The sequence below is a fragment of the Clostridium sp. MCC344 genome, from assembly GCF_018785365.1.
GTDB lineage: Bacteria > Bacillota > Clostridia > Lachnospirales > Lachnospiraceae > Pilosibacter.
In genome coordinates this window covers 59,565-72,607 of the sequence record NZ_WQPQ01000026.1, presented here as the reverse complement: position 1 = coordinate 72,607, position 13,043 = coordinate 59,565, and the positions used below count along the sequence as shown (strand labels likewise).

10 protein-coding genes are annotated in these 13,043 nt (G+C 51.6%); 9 read left to right on the top strand and 1 reads right to left on the bottom strand.

Annotation, left to right across the window (positions count from 1 at the left end; all coding sequences use genetic code 11):
• Window positions 1-56 precede the first annotated feature (56 nt).
• The 5 genes from larA (at window position 57) to GPK90_RS09225 (ending at window position 6,058) form a co-directional block, all read left to right on the top strand.
• Complete coding sequence (gene larA, locus GPK90_RS09245) at window positions 57-1,349, top strand: nickel-dependent lactate racemase (protein WP_118531912.1); 1,293 nt, start codon at window positions 57-59, stop codon at window positions 1,347-1,349.
• A gap of 57 nt (window positions 1,350-1,406) precedes the next feature.
• Complete coding sequence (locus tag GPK90_RS09240; protein WP_118531706.1) at window positions 1,407-2,846, top strand: FAD-binding oxidoreductase; 1,440 nt, start codon at window positions 1,407-1,409, stop codon at window positions 2,844-2,846.
• A 141-nt stretch (window positions 2,847-2,987) separates the two neighbouring features.
• Window positions 2,988-4,124 (top strand): acyl-CoA dehydrogenase family protein, encoded by a 1,137-nt coding sequence (locus GPK90_RS09235; RefSeq protein WP_118296809.1) that lies wholly within the window; start codon window positions 2,988-2,990, stop codon window positions 4,122-4,124.
• A 102-nt stretch (window positions 4,125-4,226) separates the two neighbouring features.
• A complete protein-coding gene (locus GPK90_RS09230; RefSeq protein ID WP_118531704.1) occupies window positions 4,227-5,003 on the top strand; it encodes an electron transfer flavoprotein subunit beta/FixA family protein in 777 nt (258 codons plus the stop codon).
• Between the two features lie 86 nt (window positions 5,004-5,089).
• Window positions 5,090-6,058 carry an electron transfer flavoprotein subunit alpha/FixB family protein gene (locus GPK90_RS09225; RefSeq protein ID WP_215702815.1) on the top strand — a complete coding sequence of 323 codons (969 nt, stop codon included), beginning with the start codon at window positions 5,090-5,092 and terminating at the stop codon, window positions 6,056-6,058.
• Between the two features lie 235 nt (window positions 6,059-6,293).
• On the opposite strand, the gene GPK90_RS09220 is transcribed toward GPK90_RS09225, so the two are convergent.
• Entirely contained in the window at window positions 6,294-8,987 is a 2,694-nt protein-coding gene (locus tag GPK90_RS09220) for a transglycosylase domain-containing protein (protein ID WP_215702814.1), read from the bottom strand.
• A gap of 197 nt (window positions 8,988-9,184) precedes the next feature.
• Here GPK90_RS09220 and GPK90_RS09215 point away from each other — a divergent pair, with 197 nt between their 5' ends.
• From GPK90_RS09215 to GPK90_RS09200, 4 genes are all read left to right on the top strand, one after another.
• On the top strand, window positions 9,185-9,364 hold the full coding sequence (locus GPK90_RS09215) for a hypothetical protein (RefSeq protein WP_215702813.1): 180 nt from the start codon (window positions 9,185-9,187) through the stop codon (window positions 9,362-9,364).
• Window positions 9,346-9,999: a YigZ family protein gene (locus GPK90_RS09210; RefSeq protein WP_118296801.1), complete on the top strand. Its 654-nt coding sequence runs from the start codon at window positions 9,346-9,348 to the stop codon at window positions 9,997-9,999. The genes GPK90_RS09215 and GPK90_RS09210 overlap by 19 nt, the downstream gene beginning before the upstream one ends.
• Window positions 10,000-10,429: 430 nt before the next feature.
• Window positions 10,430-12,271, top strand: a complete 1,842-nt coding sequence (gene typA / locus GPK90_RS09205) for a translational GTPase TypA (RefSeq protein ID WP_118531696.1) — start codon at window positions 10,430-10,432, stop codon at window positions 12,269-12,271.
• A gap of 220 nt (window positions 12,272-12,491) precedes the next feature.
• Window positions 12,492-12,968: a 2-thiouracil desulfurase family protein gene (locus tag GPK90_RS09200; RefSeq protein WP_215702812.1), complete on the top strand. Its 477-nt coding sequence runs from the start codon at window positions 12,492-12,494 to the stop codon at window positions 12,966-12,968.
• Window positions 12,969-13,043: the final 75 nt, after the last annotated feature.

Sequence of the window (13,043 nt, the reverse complement as noted above, 5' to 3'; positions counted from 1 at the left end):
CAGGAAAAGGACAGGAAAGACAGGAAACGACATTTCATGTCAGACTGGAGGGGAATATGGCAAACATCACACTTCCGTACGGAAGAGAGAACAAGACGGTCTGTATTCCGGACGAGCGGCTGCGGGGGATCCTGGTTTCCGGAGCGCATGGATACCATGCAGAGAAACAGGAGCGCGAGATCGTGAGGGATGCGATGGAGCACCCGATCGGATCACCTCGTCTGAGAGAACTTGCGAAGGGAAAAGACAACATCGTCCTGATCGCAAGTGACCACACGAGACCGGTCCCGAGCAAAGTGATTTTTCCGGAAATGTTAAAGGAGATCAAGGAAGGCAATCCGAATGCGAAATTAACAGTTCTGATCGCGACAGGTTTCCACAGGGAGACCACGAGAGAGGAGCTGGCAGATAAGTTCGGTGAGGAATATCTGGACCGCGACGATATCCGCTTTGTGGTACATAAAAGCCACAACAAAGAGGAGATGAAGGAGATGGGAGTTCTCCCGTCCGGCGGGATCTTAAAGGTCAACCGGATCGCTGCGGAGGCGGATCTTCTGATCTCGGAGGGCTTTATCGAACCGCATTTCTTTGCCGGATTTTCCGGAGGGCGAAAGAGCATTCTTCCGGGAGTTTCCAGTGCGGAGACGGTCATGGCAAACCACTGCTCCAAATTTATCGATAGTCCGAATGCAAGAACGGGAATCCTTGATGGAAATCCGATCCACAAAGATATGGTATTTGCGGCAAAGACCCTGAAGCTTGCCTTCATCGTCAATGTGGTCCTCGATGAGAACAAGAAAGTCATCCGGGCGTATGCCGGGGACTTCGATCAGGCACACAGAGAAGGATGCCGCTTCGTCGATAAACTTTCCGGAGTTGACGCGATCCCGGCAGACATCGTGATCTCCACAAACGGAGGTTACCCGCTCGACCAGAACATTTACCAGTCGGTAAAGGGAATGACGGCTGCGGAGGCCACCTGCAATCCGGGCGGAGTGATCATCATGGTCGCAGAGTGCGGACAGGGTCACGGCGGTCAGTCTCTCTATGACACCTTTGCAGGCGGAAGAGACAAAAATGAGATTATGAAGCAGTTTCTCGACACACCGATGGAGAAGACGATCCCGGATCAGTGGGAAGCACAGATCCTGTGCAGGATCCTTTTAAAACACAAGGTGATCATGGTGACCGGTGCACCGGAATCCATGGTGCGGGATATGCAGATGGATTACGCGGAAAGTGTGGAGAAAGCGATCCGGATGGCGGATGCGTACCTTGGCAAAACGGATGCGGGGATCACCGTGATCCCGGACGGGGTATCCGTGATCGTGAGAAACACGAAAAAATAGAAAGACAGCAATACGGAATGACTGAAAATTTAGGATATGAGAAGAGGAGAAACAAACATGGAAGCAAAGAAGTACAATCAGGTGACGCCTGAGATCCTGGAACAGTTCAAAGCGATCGTTCCGGGAAAAGTATACGCAGGTGAGGAGATCAACAGCGACTATTTTCATGATGAGATGCCGATCTACGGAAAGGGAATCCCGGAGGTTGTGATCGAGGCGACAACCACAGAGGACATTGCAGCGATCGTGAAAGTCTGTTATGAGAACTCCATCCCGGTGATCCCGAGAGGAGCAGGAACCGGTCTTACCGGAGCGGCGGTTGCTGTTGATGGCGGCGTCATGATCGACATGACCAAGATGAACAAGATCCTCGGATATGACCTTGAAAACTTTGTTGTCCGCGTAGAGCCGGGCGTTCTGTTAAACGACCTCGCGGAAGACGCACAGAAACAGGGACTCTTATATCCGCCGGATCCGGGTGAAAAATTCGCAACACTCGGCGGCAATGTTTCCACAAATGCAGGCGGCATGCGCGCAGTAAAATATGGATGCACAAGAGATTACGTGCGCGCGATGACGGTTGTCCTTCCGACAGGTGAGATCGTAAAAATGGGCGCGACGGTCTCCAAGACAAGTACCGGCTACAGCCTGCTGAACCTGATGATCGGTTCTGAGGGAACACTCGGCATCATCACCGAGCTCACCTTAAAACTCATCCCGGCTCCGAAGGAGACGATCAGCCTGATCATCCCGTATGAGAACCTGGAAGACTGTATCGCGACCGTTCCGAAGTTCTTCATGAATCATTTCCAGCCGCAGGCAGTGGAGTTCATGGAGAAAGAGATCGTCCTCGCTTCCGAGCGTTATCTCGGAAAGAGCGTATTCCCGAAGCAGGTCGAAGGTGTTGACATCGGTGCTTACCTTCTTGTGACATTCGATGGTGACAGCATGGACCAGCTGGAAGAGCTCACCGAGCAGGTTGCTGAAATTGTTCTTGACGCGGGAGCAGTCGATGTTCTCGTTGCGGACACACCTGCAAAGAAGAAAGATGCATGGGCAGCGAGAAGCTCCTTCCTCGAGGCGATCGAGGCGGAGACAAAACTCCTCGACGAGTGCGACGTTGTTGTTCCGGTCAACCAGATCGCAAAATATCTGACATATGTCAAAGGTGTTTCCGAGAAATATGATTTCGCAGTCAAGAGCTTCGGACATGCAGGAGACGGCAACTTACATATCTACACCTGCGCGAACGATCTGGATGAGGAGACCTTCAAGAAAGAAGTTTCCGAGTTTATGGCAGACATCTACAAGAAGGCAGCAGAACTCGGCGGCCTGATCTCCGGTGAGCACGGGATCGGCTTCGGAAAGAAAGGCTACCTCGCAGAGTTTGCCGGTCCGGTCAACATGCGCCTGATGCGCGGTATCAAGGAGACCTTCGACCCGAAGATGATCTTAAATCCGGGCAAGATCTGTTATGACCCGAAGGAAGAGGCATAACGATCCGTTTATGATTCCCCCGGCGGCAGCCGCTTTCCTCCCCATTTGGCAGCCGCCGTACACCATATTTGTCAAATAACTGCCGGCCGGTGTGCTCCCACGCACCGGTCAAACAAAAAGAGACACGAAAGGAAATCGATTATGGCATATTTAATTTCTGAAGAAGCGCAGGATCTCCTGCAGGATGTAAAAAATTTCTGTGACAAAGAAGTTGTTGAACAGTGCAAAGAATACGATGTTTCCGGCGAATGGCCGAAGGCAATTTATGAGAAAGCGATCGAGCAGGGATATCAGGCTCTCGAGGTTCCGGAAGAGTACGGCGGACCGGGACTTTCCCGTGTGGATGTAGCAGCACTCATCGAGCAGATGGCGATCGCAGATGCCGGATTTGCGACCACGATCTCTGCGAGCGGCCTTGGAATGAAGCCGGTTCTGATCGCAGGAAATGAAGAGCAGAAACAGCATGTCTGCGACCTCGTTCTCGACGGCGGTTTCGGTGCATTCTGCTTAACAGAGCCGGGTGCAGGTTCCGATGCCAGTGCAGGCAAGACGACCGCAGTCAAAGACGGCGATGAGTATGTATTAAACGGAAGAAAGTGCTTCATCACAAACGGCGGCGTCGCTTCCTTCTACTGTGTAACGGCGATGACAGATAAGTCCAAAGGCGTAAAGGGAATCTCCATGTTCCTGATCGATGCAGGGACTCCGGGTCTCTCCACCGGCCATGAGGAGAACAAGATGGGAATCCGTACTTCCAACACCTGCGATGTTGTTCTGGAAGACTGCAGGATCCCGGCAGCGAACCTCATCGGTGAGGAAGGAAAGGGCTTTGGCATCGCAATGAAGACGCTCGACCAGGCGCGTGCATGGATGGGCTGCGTGGCGACCGGTATTGCACAGAGAGGCATCAATGAGGCTGTCGCATACGGCAAAGAGAGGATCCAGTTCGGCAAACCGATCATCAAGAACCAGGCATTACAGTTTAAGGTAGCCGATATGGAGATCAAGACCGAGACTGCCCGTCAGATGGTCGCACATGCCCTGACAAAGATGGATATGGGACTTCCGTACAGCAAGGAATCCGCGATCGCGAAATGCTACGCATCCGACATTGCGATGGAAGTTGCTTCCGAGGCGATCCAGATGTTCGGCGGTTACGGCTACAGCAGAGAATACCCGGTCGAGAAGCTCTTAAGAGATGCGAAGATCTTCCAGATCTTTGAGGGCACCAACGAGGTACAGAGGATCGTTGTTGCAAATAATGTGATCGGGAAATAAATAATGAAATAAGGGAACTGTTCAGCAGGTCTGCGCACTTGCTGCGCTGACCGTAATACCTGTGAGGGGACTGAACAGCTGCGAATAAGTTTGGAGGATAACATGGAAATTTTAGTTTGTGTAAAACAGGTTCCGGACGATTCCGTAGAGATCGCTCTGGATCCGAAGACAGGCGCACCGGCGCTCGACGGTGTGACACCGGTCGTAAACGCATTTGATACATATGCACTGGAGATGGCAGTCCGCTTAAAAGAGGCAGCAGGAGGAGAGGTCACAGTTCTTTCTATCGGTGATGAGAGCGTTAAGAACTCTTTAAAGAACTGTCTGGCAGTCGGCGCTGACTATGCATATCTGGCAGCAGATGACGCATATCAGAATGCGGATCCGGAGGTCATCGCAAAAGAACTCCAGGCCGCAAAAGCAGAGATCGAGGAGAAGACAGGAAAGAAATTTGACATCGTATTCTGCGGCAAGGAGACTACAGACTTTGCATCCGGACAGGTTGGAACGATCCTCGCAAAGGAGCTTGACGTTCCGGTAACTGCTGACATCGTTGATATCACAGCCGGCGAGGGCAAAGTGACAGCAAAACAGGAGACTGAGGAAGGTTACCGCATGATCGAGTCCGTTCTTCCGTGCGTTGTGACCGTCAATAAGCCGGAGTATGACCCGCGCTATCCGACGATCAAGAGCAAGATGGCAGCGAGAAAGAAACCGATCGAGGAGCTCGCAGCGGCAGAAAAGGCAGAGGCTCAGGTAACGGTCCTCAAGGTCTATGAGCCGGCAAAGAGAGCTGCAGGAACAAAGATCAAGGTGGAAGATCCGGAGGAGGCAGTGCACCAGGCACTTGCCATGATGGATGAGGCAAAGGCGCTCTAAGACTGCCTGATTTGCCGGTCTGAATGCAGTTCATGGCAGAAATGTTCATGAACTGCAGCAATCTAGTCGTGGAAGGAAATGAAAAAATGAAATATACAGATGGAAAGAATATCATGGTCTGCGTCCAGAGCGCAGACGGCGCTGCGATCGGAGCTGCACTCGAGACAGTCAGCAAGGCAGCAGAGCTTGCGAAAGCAGCAGAAGAGGAAGTCCTCGCAGTCGTATTCGGGAAAGATACCGATACAAAGCCTGTGATCGCAGCAGGAGCGGCAAAAGTCCTCACAGCAGGAAGCAATGAGCTTCAGGCAGCAGAGAAAGCAGAGATCCTTACAAAGCTTGTGGAAAAATATCAGCCGAAGGCTCTCTACATGGCAGGAACACCGGAAGGAAAGATGATCGCTCCGGCAGTTGCGGCAGCGTTTGAGTCCGGCTGTGCGACGGATGTGACAGGGATCACTGCAGACGGTGTTTACACAACACTTTCCTACAACGGAAATGTATTAAACGACATGAAGATGGGAGAGAACCTTCCGCATATCGCGACTGTCCGTTCCGGATCCTTCGCAAAGAATCTGGATGAGAGCAGGAGCGGAGAGGTTGCAGATGAGGATGTGACAGCAGAGGATGTCCACACAAAGGTCGTTGAGACTGTAAAGGAGATCGCTGAGAGCGTCAACCTCGAGGAAGCCCAGGTCATCGTATCCGGCGGAAGAGGAATGGGAAGCAAGGATAATTTTGCTCTTGTGGAACAGCTTGCAGAGGTACTTGGAGGCGTTGTAGGCGCTACAAGACCGGCGATCGAGGAGGGCTGGGTATCCAGAGCCCACCAGGTCGGACAGTCCGGCAAGATCGTCGCTCCGAAGCTCTACATCGCATGCGGAATCTCCGGTGCGACCCAGCACGTATCCGGTATGATCGGTTCCGGATATATCGTAGCGATCAATAAAGATGAGGACGCATCCATCTTTGATGTGGCCGATGTCGGAATTGTCGGAGATGTCACAAAGGTTCTTCCGGTGATGATCGAAGAGATGAAGAAGAGAAAAGCAGAATAAAGCGAGCGGATCACAGTCAGAATTTACAGAAAATGCCATGATGTAAATGAAAACACGCTTCGCGTAAATTAAGAAAAATCCCCCGGTATGGAAAGTGCCGGGGGATTTTTCTTAATGGAAAAGAGCTTACTTTTATGCAACGTCTCAGACTCTTTTTTGTATACAGGGAAACCGGATATATGCTCATAAAAATACGCCATGCAGGAATTTCTGTATGGCGTATTTCCTATGGATTTTATTCGTATCCGGGACCTCTCGGGATATATACCTGGTCAAGCGGCGATTTCGGCGCTGCCTTTGTGGTCTCGGGAACCGTTTCCTGCGTGGTCTCAGCCTGAGAGGAGCTGTTTTCATCAGACGTCTCATCGCTCGGGACTACAACGGAAGACGATCCGTGGATCGTGCAGGTTCCAGGTGAGCGGTACTTTGAATCATCCGTTCCGCCGGACTCACCTTCCGGGATCACCATGAAGGTTCTCGTGGTCTTTTCCGGACAGTATTCGGTCGCAAGACCGCCGGATTCACTGCAGACGGTCAGCTGGACGTGATGACCGCAGACCTCGGTGGGAACTGTCCCCTTTGCGAAATATTCCGTGTAGACGGCGCTTCCTCTCGGGTCATGATCGCAGACGCCTGGGATCGCGAGTTTTCCGGATTTCCGGCAGATCTGGGCGGTCGTGACGGAAGACGGAACCGGGAAACCGGTATCTGCAAGTCCTTCGTGGATTGTTGTCATGATCTTTTTCCAGATCTTCTTGTGGTAGGAAGTGCTGCTTCCGATCGCGGAGATCTTCTGGTTATCATCACATCCGGACCAGATTCCCGCCGTGTAATACGGGGTAAATCCGACGAACCAGATATCGTTGTTGCTCGTTGTCGTACCGGATTTACCGGCATTGGACATCCCCGGGATATTAGCCACCGCACTGGTGGAGTTTAAGCTGACTCCGGAGGAGGCGAACATGCGGCTGCTCTCCATCGACTGTGCCATCGCATCCGTGAGAAGGAATGCGGTGGAATCCTTGAGAACACGTTTTGTCTCCGGCTCATTCTCCAGAAGAACTTTTCCGCTGTGGTCCAGGATCTGGGTGAAGAAGACCGGCTTCGTGTAGATACCGCCGTTTGCGATCGCAGCGAACGCGTCCGTCAGCTCCAGGTTGGAAACACCTTTTGTAATACCGCCGAGAGCGGTAGAGGCGTTGTAATCGCTGTCCGTCAGGGAGGTGATCCCGAGGTTTCTCGCGTATTCCACGCCGAGCTGAGGTGTCACAGTCTCGATCATACAGCGCACGGCAACGATATTCATGGAGTAGACGATACCGTCACGGATCGTACTGTAGCCCATATAGCCTTTGCTGCTGTACCAGTTCCGGAATGTCTTTGTTCCCATCGTGTACGGAGCATCATAATAGACACTTCCGAGGGTAGCTCCGCATGTATCGATCGCCGGAGCGAAGGATGTGATGACCTTGAAAGTAGATCCAGGCTGGCGGAGCGTGTTTGTCGCACGGTTTAAGGAACGGCTGACTTCTTTCTGCCCGCGGCCGCCGCTCAGGGCTTTTACATAGCCGTTGGACTGGTCAATGAGGACGAAGGACGCCTGCGGCTGGAGTACGTAGTGTACGGATTCACCGAGAATCGTATCGCCTTCCTTTGTCATCGCCGTCCGGTATTTCTCGATCGCCTCATCCGCCTTTTCTTTCGAGGTGAACAGGCCGTCAAAGTTAGATTCTCCGAGATCCTTGCGGAAATATGTCTTTAAAGTCTCATCAGAATAGTTCGTTGTTGTCTGGTCTGCGTGCTGGATCGACAGCCGATAGTCGATCGAGTAGTAGACCACGTCATAGTTTTCAGGATTGCTGATCTCCGTATCCACAACGGACTGGATATCAGGATCCTGGGTGGTGTGGATCTCAAGACCGCCGGAGAAGAGGAGATTGTAGGCCTGTGTCTCCGTGTAGCCTTTTTTGTCCTGCAATGCTTTTAACACCTGGTCGATCAGCTCGTCGGTAAAGTAGGAGTACGGAGTCTGGGTCTCCTTTGTGACGATATCCACGTTTTTGATGCGGGAGTAAACGTCATCGGCGAGAGCCTCTTCCTGTTCGTCCTTCGTGATCTTTCCCTGCTCGTACATGTACTGGAGGATGACGCGGCGTTTTTCCTCGTTGCGCTTTCTTCCGTTTTCGGAGAGCGGGTTGAATCTCGACGGGTTCTGGGTGATACCGGCGATGACCGTTGCCTCTGAGAGCGTGAGCTCCGAGACGTCCTTGTCAAAGTAGCGGAGAGCCGCCGCCTTTACGCCCAGGGTGTTGTTTCCAAGGTTGATCGTGTTTAAATAGTTTTTGAGGATGATCTTTTTATCCATGATCTTCTCTAACTGGATCGCCAGATACTGCTCCTGGATCTTTCGCTCAAGCTTTTCTCCGAAGGTGTCCTCATTTCCGCCTTCAAAGATATTGTTTTTGATGAGCTGCTGGGTCAGGGTACTTCCGCCGCCGGCACTGGAGTCGCCGGTGATGATCCCGACGGCCGCACGGACCATCGAACGGACGTCAACGCCCTTGTGGGACCAGAACCTGGAATCCTCGATCGCAACGAAGGCGTCGATCAGGCACTGGGGAAGTTCCTCGTAGGATGCCTCAAGACGGTTCGCTCCGGATTTTACGAGCGTTTCCGTGAGGTTTCCCTTACTGTCATAGACCATGGTGGCATAACCGCTTGGTTCGATGCTCGCCACATCAATCTCCGGGGCCGCATCGATCACGCCCTTGAAGATCCCGTAGCCGAAGCTGATCCCAAGCACCGCCGCAAACAGGACAAGGATCAGGATGATCTTTGTGAGAAGAAGTACCAGATGTGAGGTAATCTTCTGAGCCCTGGAATTTGTTTTGCAGAGTGTCTTTTCCACCTCGTTTTTTCCATAATTCATTCAGGATGCCTCCTTTGTCATTCCCTAATTATAGCAAAGTTTCTTTCATTTATAAATAGTTATTGTGGAAAAGTTTGGTTTGTATTATGATATTTTTGACCGCAAAGTGGGGAAATATGAAGGAAAAATTACATTTTGTGGTCGGATTCGTCAAAAATATGACAAAAAGATAAATATCATGGGCGACTTTCCATGATGTGGAATTCAGAAACGACACTCAGCTATATACAGGGAACATAGAAAAATACACCGTTGGATTGGTTGCATTTGTACATTTCGGCGGAAATTTTCTGTCATATGCAAATGAAAACAGGAAGCAGGGAATGGCTGAGCTGACTTTTGAAAAAGGAGATAAGATATGGCTGCTGACAGCGTAAAAATTTTGTATAAAGGCGGAACGGCGGAGACTGAGGTGAAGAAATCCCGCTTTATCGCGAACTTAAAGCCGGTGGAGTCCGAGGAGGAGGCGACGGCATTTATCGCGGAGATGAAGAAGAAATACTGGGATGCCCGCCACAACTGCCAGGCGTTTACAATCGGGATGAACCACGAACTGACCAGGTGCAGCGATGACGGGGAGCCTGCCCAGACAGCGGGACGCCCGATGCTCGATGTGCTCCTCGGCGAGGATGTCCACAATGTCTGCGTTGTGGTGACCAGGTATTTCGGCGGAACACTGCTCGGGACCGGAGGACTTGTACGGGCTTATTCGGGTGCGGTGAAGGAAGGACTTGCGGCCTCCGAGATCGTGGAGAAGAAGCGCGCCTTTGAGATGAAAATCGTGACCGATTACACGGGAGTCGGAAAGATCCAGTATATTCTCGGGCAGGAAAACATGACGGTGCTCGACAGCGTGTATACAGATAAGGTGGAATTCTCCGTTCTCGTCCCGGTTGCTGCTTACGACGGTCTGGAAAAGAAGATCACGGAAGGAACGAGCGGCAGCGCGAAGATCGAAAAGGGCGACGAGGTGTGGTACGGCACACTTAATAAGGAAGTGATCCTTTTCTAGACCAGCCATCAGCACCAGGACATAAGAGGCTGAGGGCTGATTTCCCACGGAAATGGCAGAAGAGAAGATAGAGGGCGGCAATCTGTACGGTGTAGACTTTCGCGCTCGCATGCCGTAGGAGGCACACAGTCTGAACATAGGCAGACTTCGGCTTTTTAGCAGCCTGTTTTCTCAGGCGGAAACAGAGGCGCTCTCCAGAGAGTAAGAGATGTCTAACCGCAAATTGCTCAGAAATAAACACAAAGAATGGCGAATTCACCCCGAATTTTGGATGATTTTGTATTGCATTTTGATTTCATGAATGCTATAATTTTGAGTCGGTAACGCAAAAATCAGGAAATGTAACAGATACAAGATAAGATGACTGTGCAAAACGGGTCGGAAAATGATCGGTGTGCGGACAGTTATAGATGAAGAAAGAGGATTGATTATGAAGATCAAACGCGAAGATATCAGAAACATTGCGATCATCGCCCACGTTGACCACGGTAAAACGACCCTGGTAGACCAGTTATTAAAGCAGAGCGGCGTATTCCGCGCAAACCAGGAAGTAGAAGAGCGTGTCATGGACTCCAATGACATCGAGAGAGAGAGGGGAATCACTATCCTCTCCAAGAATACGGCTGTGTTCTACAAAGGAGTAAAGATCAACATCATCGACACCCCAGGCCATGCGGACTTCGGCGGTGAGGTTGAGCGTGTCCTTAAGATGGTAGACGGTGTTGTTCTCGTTGTCGATGCATTTGAGGGACCGATGCCGCAGACAAAGTTCGTTCTCCAGAAGGCACTTGACCTTGACTTAAGAGTTATCGTCTGCATCAACAAGATCGACCGCCCGGAGGCAAGACCGGAGGCAGTCATCGATGAGACACTGGAGTTATTCATGGACCTCGATGCATCCGATGAGCAGCTCGACTGCCCGTTCGTATATGCGTCCGCCCGTGCAGGTTTTGCAAAGAAAGAATTAGATGATCCGGAAGTGGACATGAGTCCGTTATTCGAGACCATCATCGACTATATCCCGGAGCCGGAAGGTGATCCGGATGCTGAGACCCAGGTCCTGATCAGCACGATCGACTACAACGAGTTCGTTGGCCGTATCGGTATCGGTAAGATCGACAGCGGTTCCTTAAAGTTAAATCAGGACTGCGTGATCGTAAACCATCATGATCCGGACAAGATGAAGAAAGTAAAGATCGGTAAGCTCTATGTATTCGATGGCTTAAAGAGAGTTGAAGTACAGAGTGCGACGATCGGTGAGATCGTTGCGATCTCTGGTATCCCGGATATCCACATCGGTGATACCCTCTGCTCCCCGGAGAAGCCGGAGGCGATCCCGTTCCAGAAGATCTCCGAGCCGACGATCTCCATGAACTTCATGGTAAACGACAGCCCGCTCGCAGGTCAGGAAGGTAAGTTCATCACTTCCCGTCACCTCCGCGACCGTCTGTTCCGTGAGTTAAACACAGACGTCAGCCTTCGTGTCGAGGAGACAGAGTCCGCAGACTGCTTCAAGGTTTCCGGACGTGGTGAGCTCCATCTGTCCGTCCTGATCGAGAACATGCGCCGTGAGGGCTTTGAGTTCGCTGTCAGCAAGGCAGAGGTTATCTACAAATACGATGAGAGAAACAGAAAGTTAGAGCCGATGGAGCTTGCTTATGTGGATGTTCCGGATGAGTTTACCGGAGCTGTCATCCAGAAGCTCACGAGCAGAAAGGGCGAACTTCAGGGAATGAGCCCGACAAACGGCGGCTACACAAGACTTGAGTTCTCCATCCCGTCCAGAGGTCTCATCGGTTACCGCGGTGAGTTTATGACAGATACAAAGGGTAACGGTATCTTAAATACAAGCTTTGACGGATACGCTCCGTTCAAGGGTGAGTTAAGCTACAGAAAGACGGGTTCCCTGATCGCATTCGAGGCTGGTGAGTCCATCACTTACGGTCTGTTCAACGCTCAGGAGAGAGGTACTCTGTTCATCGGACCTGGTGTAAAGGTTTACTCCGGTATGGTCGTCGGACAGAGCCCGAAGGCAGAGGATATCGAGATCAACGTCTGCAAGACAAAGAAGTTAACAAATACACGTTCCTCCAGCGCGGACGAGGCATTAAAGCTTGTTCCGCCGAAGATCATGAGTCTGGAGCAGTGTCTGGACTTCATCGATACAGATGAGCTTCTTGAGATCACACCGACAAGCCTTCGTATCAGAAAGAAGATCCTCGATCCGACTCTCAGAAAGAGAGCAATGATCAGCAAGAAGAGCCAGATGTAATCTGATCCGGAACGAATTGAGATACAAGTGAAGAGGGGATTGCGAAGACGCAGCGTGATCTCTGAAAATAGAAAGAGAAAGCAGGATCGCTTCCGCAGGTTGATTTGTGGGGCGGTCCTGCTTTTTTCGAACAGATGGCCTGCATTGGCAGATGATCGAGCGAGCGTGAAAGAGCTGGATTTGCGGTTTGCGCGAGCTGGTCTATGAAAGAGGGAGAATTATGATACATATTCTTATCAGTGCCTGTCTCATCGGTGAGAACTGCAAGTGGGATGGGACGAACAATCGGAATCAGGGTGTGCTTGAGTTTATGAAAAAGATGGAGGGAAAGGCCGAGTTCCATCCGGTCTGTCCGGAACAGCTGGGCGGTCTTCCGACTCCGCGTGCGGCTTCCGAGATCCATATGCCGGATGAGGCGGTGATCAATACGGAGGGCGAGGATGTGACGGGAGAGTTTCTTCTCGGTGCGGATGCGGCATTGCAGACAGCGAAGAAGTATGGATGTGGGATCGCGATCCTGAAGGATAGAAGTCCGTCCTGCGGATCGAATGGGGTTTATGATGGGAGTTTTTCGCATAAGCTGCGTGAGGGAATGGGGAAGACGGCGGCGGTGTTGGCCGGGTATGGGTTGAAGGTGTATGGGGAGAGCCAGATTGAGGAGCTGGTGGATCTTCTGGATAAAGATATGAAGGAATGATGTGATTGGCGAGAGGGACGCGGTGAGCTTCCGGGCAGGGGCGCTGGGGATGCGGGGAGGGTTCCGCTAGGCCTG